We start from the raw sequence: 14,496 nt of genomic DNA, 5'->3' as shown, positions 1-14,496 counted from the left end.
AAACGTCGCCATGTACCTGCGCGCACCAGACGCCTGATCCGTTCTATAAACGTTCTTCAAGATGTCCAAATATGCACGCTCGGGCCTGTGGGGCCATTTTCTGCGCAGGCTGGCGTTTCTCAAGATAAGTCTGCATGGCCGTCACAGGTGATACTTGCGCGCAATTTCCAGCGCTTCAGCCTGTTCGGTACCGATGTATTCCTTGGTGCTTTCAATGCTGGCATGGCCGAGCAGGAGCTGGGCGGCGCGCAGGTTGCCGGTCTGCTGGTAGATGTGGGTGGGGAAGGTCCGGCGCAGCGAATGCAAGCCGTAGAGGCTGGGATCGAGGCGGGCCTTTTCCAGCCAGGAGCGGAACAGCCGCCAAAGCTGGCTTTCGCTGAGGTGGGTGTCGGCCCACCGTGCCCCCTGCCCCGTGAACAGCCAGCCGTGCAGCGGCTTTTCAGAGTCGGCAAGATAAGCCCTCAGACTGTCGCGCGTCCCGGAGGACAGGCGCGCCTGGACCGGACGCGCATTGCGCGTCTCGGTTTTCTTTTGTCGGATTTCGACGATTTCGCGCACCCCTGCCAGGGTGGCCACATCCGAGAGCCGCAGGCGTACCAGATCCGAGCCCCGGAAACTGGTATCGAGGGCGGTGTTGAACAGCGCCAGATCACGTAAGGCTTTTTCCTGGCGCAGGATCATCCGGATCAGGGATACCTGGTCGGGCATCAGCGGAGGTTTTTTACCGACCACGCGGCCTTTATTCCAAGCGGTCTCGGTAGCAGCTTTCACGGACAAATCCTTGCGAGGTTATAGCACTATAATACCTATAAACCTTGCATGATAGAAGTAAGATGTTGCGCGATACTGCACTTTCCCCATGTTTTGTTGGGTTTTTGGTTTGGGTACTCATGCAAGCTTTTATCATAAAGCTCGCATGACGACGCTTTTACGACACAGCCAATAGGTCGAAAAAGTCGCTTTGCTTGGCGCTAATCTCGCCGAGGATGCGCTCCTTGGTTCGAGGGCTACGGAACATTTGGTAATGCGCTACAGCCTTTTGCTGGCTACAGGCGGCGGCCACTCTGCGGATAGCCTCTTCAACAAGCTCGTGTGCTTCATCGCCAGTTGGAAGCTGCGCTTGCTGTGATTTGACGTGTAGCAACTTGCAGGCGAAGAGCACATACCAATGGCCATAAACTAGGTATTGATGCTCATGCCCGGTTTCTGGTGATGTCGCGAACTCGGCTTGATACTTGTTCCGTAGCTCTTCGATGATTTCGTAGATCTGGTAGAGCCGGATCAACTCATCGATACTTTGTCGGCTTCCGAAAATGTGATGGAAACGTGAGTCAAAAATTGAATCCGACTCTGTCTTTGCTTTGTCTGGCTCGCGTAGCTCAAATGAAAGAATTATCTGGCCAAGTTTCAGGGCGTCGATTCTCTTCTCTTCTGGTTTGTCTGAATGCATGTTTCTCTTCCGCTCGAAGAAATAGCCGCATTCCTTAAAGGCCAGCTCCAGTTTCTTCAGCGTCGTATGATTTGACATCAGGTCGCGGCTCTGAATTCGTGCCTGACTGTTGGTCGCAACCGCCACCCTTTCCGCGATGTCAGCTCGATCTGTCGCGTACATACGAACCATTAAGACAACATCGGAAAGCGCCGCCGGATTTGTCCGCGCAGCTTCAACAAGCGAATGTGACGTTTGCGCACCGTTAACTATCTGGAAGTCCTTGAAAACCAACTTGGGGTTGGTGTGCCCCTTGTTGTAAGAAAAGCTCTTGCAAGTGATCGTCACTCCATTATTCAGATACCAAAAAAGGTAGCTATCGCCAGAAGTTGCCGTCGAAATAATGTCCTGATTGTAGCCGCCTTTCGCCCCCAGAAAAACGCGCAGGTTGTCATCGAACAAGTGCCGTTTGATCGTTTCTCCGTCATCAGCAGTGATCAAGTCCACAAATGACTGAGCATCCACCGATGCAATCACTCCCCGCACATCACCATCGGAGCGCTCTAGAATTTCTTTGCTTATGACCTGAAGTTGACCGTCTTCCGCATCGCGTCCCTCAATGGCCATGGCCTGAACAACATCGTGTCCACTGTAGAACTCGAATGCGACTTCCGAATGTGATGCCTTGACGCTCTCAGCGATTCCCTGTGCAGAGGTCGAAAATCCTGCGCCGTTTGAGCAGAATATCACCTTGTAACGGCAAATCTTTCCCTTGTCGTGCAGCTCCCAAATACGACGAACTGCCTCCTGTAGTTGAAAATTTCCACTGCCCGCGAGACTATCCGACTTGTCGAACAGCTCATTCAAAAACAAGCCAATCTTCAGTACTTCCGCGTCATTAATAGTCTTGTGGCAAGTGCCATGGCTTTCTCGGTACTTGGATTGGAAAAGAAAGACCTCTGCGCTACTTTCACCTTCGACGATGTGGATAGCGTCCACGCCCTTGTCGTCCGGGCCATCTGTAATGATCTCTTGCAACTGGTCTTCATGACCAGGGAAAACCTGATCAATGACGATTGCTAGGAAACCTACCGTCCTTCTTTGAAACTTATGTCGATCGCATGCTTTCGTGACACGAGCATCAATTATGTCCCAGTCCATCTTCGAAATTGGTTTCATGATCTGATCCCTATGTCCTTAACCTGCCCACACACAAACCCACATTTGTTCATTTATGGGTCACGATGGGTTTTGCCTGATGGGTATCCGACAATGGTGCCGGTCGCCGGATCAACAATTTTCTCAATGTCTTCTTGCAGGCCTTGCGTTCGGATCATTGCAAAAATACGAATTTCTGCGTTCGGGCAGACAGCCCGAAGGAGTTCCGCGCAAGCAAAGCTTGTCCGCCCCATGGTCAGAACGTCATCCACGACGGTGATCTTGTTCGGCACGAAGAACGGTCTCTCTACCTCGATGCTTTCCAGGTGAATAGGGACAAGTGGTCTTTCCGCCGCCGGTGAATTTGACGAACGCGGTATAGCCCTCGTTCTTTTCAGATAGGTTTGTACATCTTGGCCGAACCCGTGCTCGTGCAACACATCGCAGATCACCTTGGCAGGCCAAAGCGCCCCATCGGGGAGCGGCGCCGAGCGCGGTACCGGCACCAAGGTGACATCAGGCCCGAGAAAAGGCCTCAGAGCGTCCGCCTTCGAGTCTTGCAAGTGCGGAACGGCCGAGGCGATGACATTGACCCGGCCAGCCTTGATCGCGCCACAGGCTTTTCGGGAGGTTACAGACAGCTCCGAGCTACCGCGTGGGGAGTAGTTGGCGAAGGTGCCATACTCATAGCTCGAAGGCACGAACGCCCCCAGCAGTGTAGTTCGGAATATCGAGCAAGATATCGGGCAGGTCTTCACGGCGCAGGATTTGTGCTCCGTACTCGATGAGCTGCTTCGGCCAAGTTAGGTTCGGATTGGTTGCGACGTTCTCAAGCAGGTAGAGATCGCGGCCAAGCCGGATAGCTTCCCATCCCTGGTGGCGGGTCCCGCTCTTCTCGCTTGCTTCGATCACGATGGTAGCATCGCAGATGAGCGCCATCGTCCGGTTGCGGCGCGGGAAATTCTCGCTCTTGCCTGGATAACCTTCGGGAAACTGGGAAATCGCTAGGTGATCACGCTTGATTTCTTCAAGGAGACCGGCATTCGTGGCTGGGTACGCCTTGGATAAGGGGGTACCCAGCACCGCAATAGTGCGCCCGCCCTCTTCTATCGCCGTTCTGTGCGCCACTGTGTCGATGCCTTCGGCTAGGCCGCTGACGACAATAATACCCTGCTGCACCAAGGCACGAGCAACAGCCTGTGCTCTTTTGATGCCGTCCGGGGTAGCTTTTCTTGAGCCGACAATCGCCACGCGCGCGCCTTCGGTCAAAAGCGCGGTATCACCCGCCGTGTACAACACGTCTGGTGCGTTCTTTTCTTCGACCGGGCCGAATGGCCCAAGGGCGTCTCTCGTTCTCAGCTCTGCATGCATTCTCATCATGCGGTGACGTTTCTTGCGCCGCCGCCCTCCCCTTTGTTTTTAAGCCACAAATCCCGCCTGCGCAATATTTCGCACAAAACCACATTTGTGCTTTTGTTCATTTGCGGGTTATGCCCGCATCCTCTTCCAATTCTTGCGTGCGCAGTTCAATGAAGGCTTGGAGTTCACCTACCATTTTCCGATCCGTCGCACTGCACGCCGTTTTGAATCGCGTGTGCAGGCTCGCCGGAAGATCCAGGCTCAGACGCTTGGTCGGCTCATCCGGCGTGGTCTTCGCGACCGGCTTGTCTGCCCGTGTTGTGTCATGCCCTGCCCCGCCACGTTCAAACGCGAGGATTTGGTCATCCGTTGGCTGCTGCTTCGGCTTCGGAGCCGCCGAAAATGTCTTCTTCGACATACCGCTCAATCTCTTTCGTTAGTTGGTTGATCTCGCGGGCCGCATTGCTATCGCCAGCCCACTCGAAAATCGTTTGCCCCATGGTCATACCTTCAGCGAAGGCCACCCGTTGCTCGATCTCACTTGCTAGGATTGGCAAACCCGCCTCGGCAGCCATGTTGCGAATATCTCGCCCTATGACAGTTTTCCCTATTTTGCGGGAAACCACAAACCCACATTTGAGGGATGGCTTGAATTCCTGCGCTTCTTTGACTTGACGCACTGTCAGGTCAGATGCCCACGTCGAGAGACCGGACGGTTCGATAGGCAACGCCACAAAGTCCGATGCAACGATACAAGATCGGGCAATCTCTTCCGCGTGCGGCGGGCCGTCAATGATGGTGTGAGTATAGTCTTGGGCAAGCTTTAGCGCGTCCCGCGCCATGTTGGCCCGTGCCATGCTGACAACCTGGAAGGGCGCATCTTCGCGCAGGCTTGCCCATGTTGTGGCCGAGCCTTGCTTGTCAGCGTCGATCAGAAGCACCCGGTGGCCTTGGCGTGCCAGACAGCCCGCCACGTTCACCGATAGGGTGGTTTTGCCGACACCGCCTTTTTGGTTCAGGAAAGATATGATCATGAGTCCACCTCACCACATTAGTGGGAAAACGTAAAGCCACAAACCCACATTTGTGCGTTTTAATTCTTGTATGCGCCTCGCTTATTGCAGAAGGCCAGAAAGTGCTTATCGGCATCCTTCACGTCGATAGCCTTGTCATGCACCCATGACCGCCACTCGTTTTCCAGCACGTAGACGTCCCACCCGGGCGCAAGACGCCGCGCCTCGTCATGTGTGTTTGGTTTTCTGAACCGCAGCGCCAGGAAGGAAGGGGCGACCACCGCCTCAGCCCCCTTGGGGCGAAAGACAACATTATCGTTTTCGATGCTCATGGTGTAGTCGGGGAGATGGTCGTGCACCGCGTCATCCTCGATGATCTTCGAAATCAACCGCCTGAATTCTTTCGTGGTTGAGCCTGACCCGCACTTGTCGCGCAAGAGTTCGAGCCCACACTTCCACTTTGGTTGTGCGCCGCAATGCTTACGGGCCAGTTCATAGAGCCGCCGTTCAAGCGGTTTTCGGAGGAAAAAGTACTGCTTGTTCAATGTCAGAACATGATTGTTCTCGATGGCATCAAACACCCAATCCGACAGTGTGATCTCGACATCCTGCATCCGACCGTCACGTGTCTCCCGAACGATTTCCGCTGACTCGATCAGGCCGAACACCTTAAAATACTCCTTGCCACCTTGGCGGATATTCGTCTCGATCTGCGTGCCTTGCAGCCGCCGCAGCGCATCCTTCAAGAGCTGGTAGCCTTGGCCCGAGGTCTGACGGTTCGTCGCGACCAGCAAATCATGAGCCTTGAACCGCATCGACCGGTTGACTTTGCGGCCTTCATTGAGTGCAGCCATGCACTGGCTGATACAGTAGATCAGCACGTCACGGTCATGGACTGTGGCCAGCCCGTAGCGTGACGGTGAAACCTCAATCGAATTATCACCATTCTGGTAGCGTCGCGGCTTCATGTCCGGCTTGGTCGAGAGGGTAAATACTGGATGTTCCATCGAGGCCATGTCGCCCTTCGGCACCGCGTCCACAATGTCGCAAACGAACAGGTCTTTTTGCGGATGCCGATCAGGAAGGAGCGGGGAGCGTGCATTCGTCATTTCACACACCCTCTGCTCAGCTCACGATTCGTCATTTCACACACCATAGCTCACTATCGTCATTTCACACACCGATCGTCAAGAGTCGTCATTTCACACACCAACAGCCTGTGGATAACTTTTCTAAGATATCGTCATTTCACACACCCAGATTCGTCATTTCACACACCAAACTTCGTCATTTCACACACCGACCTTCTAGAAAACATTATTTTTTTCAAGGTGTTATTAGCCATTTTGGAAGGTGTAACTCTATTATAACTCTATTTAACTCCCTCAAAACGCGAAGCCTTTAACAGAATTCCAACGCCCAACTTTCAATTCAGAGGATTCTGATCGAACCGTCCACGGTAAGTTTTACTCTTGAAATACACATTCTGCTTGGCCTTGAGCGGGTTGCGGTTACCCACCAACAGCAGCAGATCATCTGCCTTCATGCCCGTGATCTGCTCAGCCGTCATGAGCTTCTGACGCTGCTCCGAGTAGGAAAAATCACGGCCCTCGTGCGGGGCTTTGCCCTCTCGAATTTGCTGAGAATAGACAGTGCTTTCCCCGAGGTGGCGCGCTGCCCATTCGGCGGTTTCGATATCGTTGAGGTTGAATACACGCTTGGTGATGCAAGAGCCAAAGATCGACCGGGCATCGTTTGGGCCATAGGCCTTTTCGACCTGACCAGTATCCTGGGTAACGAACAGCGCTTCGACACCGGCTCCTGCGGCGACGTTGGCAATGTTCATGATCTGCTCCATGCGGCCCATCCGCACGAATTCATCGAGAACCAGCAGGATCGGGGCCTTGACCTTGCGCCGCCCGTCCTGGCGCACGACCGTGCCCAGGACAAGGTTGATGAACAGGCGCATGAAGATCGCTTGCTTGTCCACCTGGTCGAGCGGCACCGCGATGAAGAGATCGACCCGATCATCGAGAAGATCATCCATGCGGAAGCTGGACCCGGCCAGGAAGTGGCGCATGTTGTCGGACTGCATCCATTCGAAGGCTTTTGAGACCGCTGTCTGAATCGACCCTCGTTCTCTGTCACCTGCGCGCAAAATTGTTGCGGCGGTCTGGGCGGGGCGGTGGCCGACAAGGTCGCCATTCTCAGACCAAGCCTCAAGCGTCCCGTCGAGGCTTGCGGACAGAAGCAGATCGGCGACGGCGATCAGATTGCGCCGGTTGGGTTCTTCCTGGGTCACGATCACTTCTATCGCCGCCGCGACCAGCTGGCGAGCCATTTCCGAAAAATGCGCGCCGTCGCCTTGTTCCGGTTTGACCAGACCGTCTGCAACGAGGGCCACGTCGCGCGCCAGCTCATGGGACCGGATGTAGTCGAGCGGGTTGAACCGGTCCTGTCCGTCCTCGACGAGGCCGAAGGGGTTGAGGACAGCGACCTTGCGTCCGAGCTCTTCGCGGTGGCGGCGCGTGACGGCGAAATTCTCGCCCTTGATGTCCAGGACTACGACCGGCCCCTGGTGATCGAGGATCGCCGGGATTACGGCACTGACGCCCTTGCCACCGCGTGTGCCGGAGACGACGAGGTGATGCCCGCCGCGCCATCCCTTCGCATCGTTCTTGACGTAGCGCAGGAGCTTGCCCTTGTGCAGGGCGAGGGGCAGGCCGGTCTTGTTGCGTACAAGCTGGGCAATATCGCGCGGGTCCATCCATCCCGCTTGCCACGGGCCTGTGCGCGATTTGCGGTTGCGGCCAATGCGCGGATTGAAGATCGCCATCAGCGGGGTGCTGACAGCGACAGCCACTCCGAAGGCCCCAAGCGCGAAGGAGATCGCCATGGCCTGTTTCTGCGGATCAGAATACCGCGCCAGCCCCTTGAGTCCTTCCCAAATGGCACGGGGGAGGGGCCAGCCTGCGCCCGTCCATGCCTGGATAGTCGCCAGTATGTCGCTGAGCGGGCCTCTGAGGGGCGTCAGGGCTGTGAGGGCGGCAGCGCACAGGCAGAGCCATGCAAGGAGCTTCAGCGGTGTCCTGTGGCGCTCTGCGGCGGTTCCGAGGGTGTCGAGGATGGTGGCCACGGCGATGATCGGGAAGGCATAGGTGGTCACCGGGTAGATCGCGACCGCTTGCGGAGCGAGGATGAGGGCGGCAGCGGCCAGGATCACAGCACCCATCATGATCACCCAGTGGCGGGCTTCCAGAACAAGGTTCATGACCGGTCCTCTTGCACGTCAGGAAACAGAATCTGCCAGAGCCCCCGGTCGCGGTCCCGCTGGGTGAGGCGCTCTGGCAGGTCGCGCCGCACCAACTCTAAGAGCTCGGGGCTCTGAAGAGCAGGTTCGGCGCTCAAACGGTCGAAGACCAAAGTGCCCAGAAGCCATTTGATGCGGTCTTCGTCTTTTTTCTGAGAGAGACGCCGCCGGGCATCAAGCGCTGCGATCTGAGCGTCGAGCTGGGCTTTCTTCTCGGCCAGTTCTTTAATCCGGGCGTCGGTTGGGCGGCTTTGGGACATGGGGCAACCTCGGGCATAATGGCGGCGAATGTAGTGGCGGATTGATAGGTTGAAAAGAATTAAATGCGCGCTTATACATTGTCTTCGACAACGTGCGCGTCCTCATGGGGGTAAACCCCCGCGCCGGACGGCTTCCCCCCAAGGCGGCGATGCCGCCTAAACGAGGGTTTCACCCTCGCGCTCCCGACCAGCGCAACCAGGCGCTGGACCCTGTTTTGAAGAGAGGCGTCCCAAGCGTGGCGATCTACCATCTCAGTGCAAAAGTGATCAGCCGGGCAGGGGGCCGTTCATCTGTCGCAGCCGCCGCCTACCGGACGGCTGGGCGGCTGCGGGATGAGCGGCAGGGGTTGGAGCATGACTACAGCCGCAAGGGCGGGGTCGTGCATTCAGAGATAATGGCCCCCGAGAACGCCCCCGACTGGATGTGCGATCGCGACCAGCTCTGGAATGCGGTCGAGGCGGTCGAGAAGCGGCGCGATGCCCAGCTTGCCCGCGAGATCGAAGTGGCTCTTCCCCGCGAGCTCGATCGCGGGGAGCGCCTGGAACTGTTGCGTGGTTTTGTTCAGCGCGAATTTGTCAATCGCGGCATGATCGCGGATGTGGCCATTCACGAGGGCAAAGCCCGTGATGGCCACGGTCAGCCCCATGCACATGTCATGCTCACCATGCGCGAGCTGACCGGCGAGGGGTTCGGGAAGAAGGACCGCAGCTGGAATGCGCCGGACCTGCTGATGGGCTGGCGCGAAGCCTGGGCGCGGGACGCAAACACGGCCCTTGAGCGGGCAGGGCGGTCGGAGCGGATCGACCACCGGTCCCTTGATGTTCAGCGCACTGAGGCCGAGCAACAGGTCGAGCGGGCGCGCGGGGGCGGGCAGGAAGAGCTGGCGCTTGAGCACGAGAAGAAGGTGGTCGAGCTCAGCCGGGAGCCCGAGCCGAAAATCGGCCCATCGGCCAATGCCCAGGAGAAACGCGGGATCGTCACGGAGCGCGGTGAGGCTTTCCGCGCGGCTCAGGCGCGCAATGCACAGCGCCAAGAGTTGGGCTGGCGTCAGTTGGAATTGCGGCTTGAGCTGATGGAGCGGGGGCGCGCCTTCATTGCCACCGCGCGCGAGCGGCTGGATCAGCTTTGGGGCCGCGCCGAGGCGGCGATGTCACGGATCAAGGAGAGAGTTATGGGCGAGGTCGAGAGGCCGCAGGCGGGTGCAGAGCGGGGCGATATGGATGCGCGTCGGGCGGCAGTGTTGGGGCGCGAGGTTGATCGACCCGAGGTGCAAGCGCCGGATGTCGGGCGGGAGCGCGCCCCTTCCGACGATCCTATTCGGGAGCGTCTGAACGCCATCCTTGGGCGTGGGCGTGATATCGGGCAGGAACGTGATGCCGCCGCCGTCGAGCGGGACATCGTCGCCCGTGATGGCGAGGGCCGTGACCAAGGGCGGCGGGATGACATTCTCGGGCGCGGGCGTGATACTGCGCCCGAGCGCGGGCAGGGCCGCGATCGCGACAGAGACAGAGAACGGTGAAAGACGTTTGCGGAGGGGTGGCCAAGATGAAGAAATGGCGCGTTGTTCTAGACGCCGCGAAGGCCCCGACCTGCGGTGACTGGGTTGCCGTGAGCGGGCTTTGCCCAGGTGAGGAAGAAACCGCACGGTTCCTCTTTTTGGACGGGACGGAGGCAGATGGGTTCACGTTCCTCGATGCCCCACAGGAGCAGGTTGGCGACTCTCTTAGTGGCGAGCAGATTCCGTGGCTGCACTTTCCAGACTGCATGGAGATCGTCGGAGTGGAACGTCAGGAATGGCGACCGCCGAGCTGGCCGCACGACAAGACGTTGTGGCGTCTGACCCTGGTAAGCCTGCCGTCGAATGTCGAATTCGAGAAACGGCTTTTGGTTGGTCAAGAAAGCAGGCGTGGTGTCCTCAGCCGGTTAGGGCTGAGATAGGGCAGGCACTTGGGTGTTGCGCGTCCCAAGGCCTATTTGCAGCGCGGCAGACTCAGGAGGTTATTCGGTTCGGCTCCATCCGCTTCGGTTTTCAGGTACTTCTTTCCATTCCTCGTAGCGATGATGACCCAGACCGAGTTGCCATTGACGCTGGTCCAGAAGCGCCAAGTGCCATCTTCGATACCTTTGATGGCAACATCGAGCTTAATGCACCAAGGACCACCACTCTTGGAACCAGTGGCTCCGCCGATGCTGTCAATACGCCGGTCAGAGTCCGCACCGTCTGGAATAATACAGGTGATCTGATGATCCTGTGGCATGGGATAAAATCCTTCTTTTTATGACATTCAAGGATGCCAGGTTGAAACGGACCCGCAGAGGTAGATGCTATCTGCGAGCCCTGATGTCGTAGGGTCATAGGCTTAGCAATCAGGGAGATTGTCCAAGTTGTTGCTCGACGACTTATCGGCGGTTGAGCGAAGGTATTTGCCGCTCGTTCCGTTCACCACGGTGATGTCGACACGAGACGTACCAGGCTGCTGGACGTAGTAGGTGTGCGTGCCGTTTTCGATATCGCGGATCGCGTCAGCCTTCAGCCGTGGGGACCATGCCTCGCCCGATTTGCAAAGCTTGGTGATGTCGCTGTCCTTGTCTTTTCCTGATGCTGTTACTTTTCTGTCGGCCATCCGAGGCACTCCTTGATAATAAAAAGTTCAGTATGGCTTGTGCCATCCCTGTTTGGAGAGGTGCCGGGTATCATCCGGCACCCCAATGTTTCAGAGTCATTTTTTGTTCGGACGCTGCGTGAGCGCAGAAGCCGCCGCTGTCTTTGCCGCCGGGCTGGACTTTGGATTTCTGAGCACTTTTGATGCTGCTGATGCAGCCTTCGCGCTCGTTACTTCGCTGTTCGATTTTGCCATGTTGTTCACCTCCTTCCTTTCCTCTTGTCTCTGGACTTTGCTGAAATGGTCGATTCGCTCTTGACCAAAAATCCAGTACGTTATAGTTTTTATGACGAAAACGTAGGATCTTTCGCCAAAGAAAAAGGCCAGATGGCCCAGTAAAATATCCTACGATATCGTCATAATATAGGAGTTATAGGCGTAGTGTCAACTGCCGATGAAACTGATGGTATTTTTGCTGTCCGATTGCGTAACGCGCGCGAGCAACGGGAGCTTAACCAGACAGAACTTGCGAAGTTAACTGGCCTGCAACCTGCTGCTATTGGTCACTTTGAAGCGAACCGCCGGAAGCCGTCCTTTGCTAACATTCGCGCGCTGGCCAAAGCACTTGAGGTGTCATCCGATTACCTCTTGGGCAGGGCAGACACCATCAAGGGGGCTACGACAGCATTCAGGAATGAAGAGAGCCTGAATCATGCTGATCGTGAAAGCATTCAACTGATGATCGACACACTTGCAAGGCGGCGGGAGGATCGCGAGAAGTGAGTAAGTTCAGACTCAAGATGTCTCGATTGAAAGGCGAACAAGTCGCAAGCCAGTTTGGATTTGAGGCGCTTCCTGTTGATCCTTTCAAGATAGCAAAAGATGAGAGCATCGTAGTTGAGGCAAAGAAGCCTGACCGTGAAGGTATGAGTGGCTGTATTGTTTTTAACGATGATGGTGTTGGCATTATATACGCTACGCACATTCGCAGTGAGGGCTTTCGGCGCTTCACCGTAGCGCATGAACTTGGACATTACTTTCTTGAAGGACATCCAGAAGAGATACTGAAAACTGCCCCGGTTCATTTTTCCAAGGCGGGTTTCACGCAGGGGCACAGTTCCATTGAGATAGAAGCTGATCATTTTGCATCAGGATTGCTTATGCCTACGCGACTTACACGCGAAGCCCTTTATGGTGCGCCGGTTGGTCTTGAAGGAATTCAGCACTTGGCAGGGGAAGCTGAAACGTCGCTTACATCGGCAGCAATTCGAGCTGCCGAGTGCGCGCCATATCCTATGGCTGTTGTTGTGAGCCAAGGCGATCAGATTGCTTACGGATTTATGTCAGAAAGCTTCAAGCGACTGGATCGCCTGCGTTTTCTTAGGAAGGGGGATCCCCTTCCCTACACTGCGACTCGAAGTTTCAATTCCGAGGAAGAAAACATCTCAAGTCGGAAGTCCATCTGTGGTTCAACGCGCCTGGCCGAATGGTTTGGTGGAGAGAAGACGATTGCGCTTGAGGAAGAGATCGTAGGTCTGGGCAGTTATGGCTATACGTTGACAGTCCTATCGAGTGACTTGCTTGCCGGTGATCCAGATGAATTTGAGGATGAGGAAGAAAAGCTTGTAGCAAGCTGGACGCCTAGATTTGCGTATGGCCGGTAGTTTTGATTTTCGCCGAATAAATCAGCTGCATTTTGCAGAAATAAAGTAGCTATAGAAATCCGGTGATCCCGGCGATGCGCCGGTCTCGCTTTGAGCGATAGACATGCCAGGGGATCGACGGGCTGACGCCCGCTCACCCCAACCCTGACAGTTTCCAAATCCTCTTGATCCGCCTGCCATCCTGGCAGGTCCGAGAAAACCGGCAAGCGCCGCCTGTGGCGTCGGTTCCGGTCGAGAATTCCGGTTCCTCCCACGCGCAGGCGCGCGGTTCCCTCCCAAATTCACGCCCTCCACCCGGTTGTCACGGCCCCGCCAGGCCGCAGGACGGGCTTTGCCCTTACCTGCTCTGCCCTTCGGAATGCATGGGCATTCCAAAGATCAGAACAGGAAGGCCCGCCCATTGGCGGAAAGGGGAAGAGACCCGGACCGCGTCACGCGAAGGAGGGTCACAAATGACCGCAGAGAAGTTTGACGTTTATTCCCATGTTACCAACCAGATCATCGCGCAGATCGAGACGGGAACGCCGCCCTGGCGCAAGCCGTGGACCGGTAGCGGTGCATCGGTCAGCTTGCCGGAACGGTTCAACGGCGAAGCCTATCGGGGCATCAACATCCTGATGCTTTGGGCCACGGCGATGGCCAAGGATTATAGCTCAGCTCGCTGGATGACGTTCAATCAGGCCAAGCAGCTTGGGGGCCATGTCCGCAAGGGTGAGAAATCCGCCACGGTCGTGAAATACGGCACTGTCGAGCGCGAGGACGAGAACGGCGAAGATCGTCAGATCCCCTATGCCAAGGCCTACCGCGTGTTCAACGCTGATCAGATCGAGGGCTTGCCCGCTGAATTCTACATCCTGCCCGATCCGCCCCGTGATCTTGGCACCGTGGCCGACCCCGCGTTGGAGGCATTCTTTGCCGCGAGCGGCGCGCAGATCGACGTGACCGAGGAGCCGCGCGCCTATTACAATATCAAGACTGATCGCATCCACATGCCGCCGATTGGCACGTTTCACAGGGCCGCAGGATATTACGGCACCTTGGCGCATGAGCTGACCCACTGGACAGGGGCGACAAAGCGGCTTGACCGCTTGGGCCGGTTTAATGACCGCAAGGCCTACGCGTTCGAGGAGCTGGTCGCGGAGATTGGCAACTGCATGCTTTGCGCGCAGATCGGGGTAGAGCCCGAATTCGACCAGAGCGCGGCCTATGTCGAAGGATGGCTTGAGGCGATGAAGGAAGACAGCCGCGCGATATTCCGCGCCGCTTCTGAGGCGCAGAAGGCCGTGGACTACATCATGGAGGGCACCGCGCAGACAGATAGGATGGCCGCCGAGTAACAGCCCGCACCCGCGAAATGATCGAGGCCCCCGTCAGCAGGCGGGGGCCTTTTTGTGTTTTGACGTGATCGTGGGTGTGGGCGGTTTCAGGGTGACCTGTCGGCGGGCAACCTGAAGGCCACCCGCCGACAGGCCCGGCGCTTCGCGCGAACGCCCCAAAGGGGCGAGGACCAAGAACAGCACGTGATCAAGAAAAGTTACGTTATGCGAAAAATTATTGGTTTCTTAACTGAAACACGTTACATGTCATGACAGGCTTAGCCTACGTGTAACGACCTGCAAACATAATCATCTCGGCTTGCAATCATCGCGATTTTGGGCCCGGATTACTTGCGTTTATCCGGGGCGGTGAACCCGCATTA

At 56.6% G+C, this 14,496-nt stretch carries 17 protein-coding genes; 6 read left to right on the top strand and 11 right to left on the bottom strand.

Features of this window, described 5'->3' with window-relative positions; all coding sequences use genetic code 11:
• Positions 1 to 141 precede the first annotated feature (141 nt).
• The 9 genes from BLQ77_RS27130 to BLQ77_RS27090 all read right to left on the bottom strand — a co-directional run bounded on the left by BLQ77_RS27130 (position 142) and on the right by BLQ77_RS27090 (position 8,529).
• Complete coding sequence (locus BLQ77_RS27130) at positions 142 to 771, bottom strand: tyrosine-type recombinase/integrase (RefSeq protein ID WP_242661889.1); 630 nt, start codon at positions 769 to 771, stop codon at positions 142 to 144.
• Between the two features lie 157 nt (positions 772 to 928).
• Positions 929 to 2,608, bottom strand: coding sequence for an AIPR family protein (locus BLQ77_RS27125; protein ID WP_089964189.1), 1,680 nt, complete (start codon positions 2,606 to 2,608; stop codon positions 929 to 931).
• A 53-nt stretch (positions 2,609 to 2,661) separates the two neighbouring features.
• Entirely contained in the window at positions 2,662 to 3,288 is a 627-nt protein-coding gene (locus tag BLQ77_RS27120; protein ID WP_242661888.1) for a hypothetical protein, read from the bottom strand.
• Entirely contained in the window at positions 3,272 to 3,967 is a 696-nt protein-coding gene (locus BLQ77_RS27115; protein WP_242661887.1) for a DNA-processing protein DprA, read from the bottom strand. The genes BLQ77_RS27120 and BLQ77_RS27115 overlap by 17 nt, the downstream gene beginning before the upstream one ends.
• A gap of 97 nt (positions 3,968 to 4,064) precedes the next feature.
• A complete protein-coding gene (locus BLQ77_RS27110; protein WP_089964188.1) occupies positions 4,065 to 4,364 on the bottom strand; it encodes a hypothetical protein in 300 nt (99 codons plus the stop codon).
• Positions 4,309 to 4,980 carry a ParA family partition ATPase gene (parA, locus tag BLQ77_RS27105; RefSeq protein WP_037931658.1) on the bottom strand — a complete coding sequence of 224 codons (672 nt, stop codon included), beginning with the start codon at positions 4,978 to 4,980 and terminating at the stop codon, positions 4,309 to 4,311. Before parA ends, BLQ77_RS27110 begins: the two co-directional genes overlap by 56 nt.
• Positions 4,981 to 5,039: 59 nt before the next feature.
• Entirely contained in the window at positions 5,040 to 6,068 is a 1,029-nt protein-coding gene (locus BLQ77_RS27100) for a replication initiator protein A (RefSeq protein ID WP_089964187.1), read from the bottom strand.
• Between the two features lie 317 nt (positions 6,069 to 6,385).
• Positions 6,386 to 8,230, bottom strand: a complete 1,845-nt coding sequence (locus tag BLQ77_RS27095) for a type IV secretory system conjugative DNA transfer family protein (RefSeq protein ID WP_131822084.1) — start codon at positions 8,228 to 8,230, stop codon at positions 6,386 to 6,388.
• Positions 8,227 to 8,529, bottom strand: a complete 303-nt coding sequence (locus BLQ77_RS27090) for a hypothetical protein (protein ID WP_089964186.1) — start codon at positions 8,527 to 8,529, stop codon at positions 8,227 to 8,229. The genes BLQ77_RS27095 and BLQ77_RS27090 overlap by 4 nt, the downstream gene beginning before the upstream one ends.
• A 236-nt stretch (positions 8,530 to 8,765) precedes the next feature.
• On the opposite strand from BLQ77_RS27090, the gene mobQ reads away from it, so the two are divergent.
• Positions 8,766 to 10,049: a MobQ family relaxase gene (gene mobQ / locus BLQ77_RS28565; protein ID WP_089964185.1), complete on the top strand. Its 1,284-nt coding sequence runs from the start codon at positions 8,766 to 8,768 to the stop codon at positions 10,047 to 10,049.
• A 26-nt stretch (positions 10,050 to 10,075) separates the two neighbouring features.
• Positions 10,076 to 10,468, top strand: coding sequence for a hypothetical protein (locus BLQ77_RS27080; protein WP_089964184.1), 393 nt, complete (start codon positions 10,076 to 10,078; stop codon positions 10,466 to 10,468).
• 32 nt (positions 10,469 to 10,500) lie between these two features.
• Here the strand turns inward: BLQ77_RS27080 and BLQ77_RS27075 are convergent, their stop codons facing one another.
• Both BLQ77_RS27075 and BLQ77_RS27070 read right to left on the bottom strand, forming a co-directional pair.
• Complete coding sequence (locus BLQ77_RS27075) at positions 10,501 to 10,788, bottom strand: DUF3892 domain-containing protein (protein WP_037275356.1); 288 nt, start codon at positions 10,786 to 10,788, stop codon at positions 10,501 to 10,503.
• 102 nt (positions 10,789 to 10,890) lie between these two features.
• Entirely contained in the window at positions 10,891 to 11,154 is a 264-nt protein-coding gene (locus BLQ77_RS27070) for a DUF3892 domain-containing protein (RefSeq protein ID WP_089964183.1), read from the bottom strand.
• Between the two features lie 118 nt (positions 11,155 to 11,272).
• Between BLQ77_RS27070 and BLQ77_RS28960 the strand changes: the two genes are divergently transcribed.
• From BLQ77_RS28960 to BLQ77_RS27055, 4 genes are all read left to right on the top strand, one after another.
• Positions 11,273 to 11,452: a hypothetical protein gene (locus tag BLQ77_RS28960; RefSeq protein WP_164745064.1), complete on the top strand. Its 180-nt coding sequence runs from the start codon at positions 11,273 to 11,275 to the stop codon at positions 11,450 to 11,452.
• A gap of 122 nt (positions 11,453 to 11,574) precedes the next feature.
• Positions 11,575 to 11,916: a helix-turn-helix domain-containing protein gene (locus BLQ77_RS27065; RefSeq protein WP_089964182.1), complete on the top strand. Its 342-nt coding sequence runs from the start codon at positions 11,575 to 11,577 to the stop codon at positions 11,914 to 11,916.
• Positions 11,913 to 12,797, top strand: a complete 885-nt coding sequence (locus BLQ77_RS27060) for an ImmA/IrrE family metallo-endopeptidase (RefSeq protein ID WP_089964181.1) — start codon at positions 11,913 to 11,915, stop codon at positions 12,795 to 12,797. Before BLQ77_RS27065 ends, BLQ77_RS27060 begins: the two co-directional genes overlap by 4 nt.
• Before the next feature lie 452 nt (positions 12,798 to 13,249).
• Positions 13,250 to 14,134: an ArdC family protein gene (locus BLQ77_RS27055; RefSeq protein WP_089964180.1), complete on the top strand. Its 885-nt coding sequence runs from the start codon at positions 13,250 to 13,252 to the stop codon at positions 14,132 to 14,134.
• Positions 14,135 to 14,496: the final 362 nt, after the last annotated feature.

This window comes from Salipiger thiooxidans (assembly GCF_900102075.1).
In the GTDB taxonomy this organism is placed as follows: domain Bacteria; phylum Pseudomonadota; class Alphaproteobacteria; order Rhodobacterales; family Rhodobacteraceae; genus Salipiger; species Salipiger thiooxidans.
The sequence above is the reverse complement of the archived record's forward strand: the minus strand, read 5'-3'. Positions and strand labels throughout refer to the sequence as shown.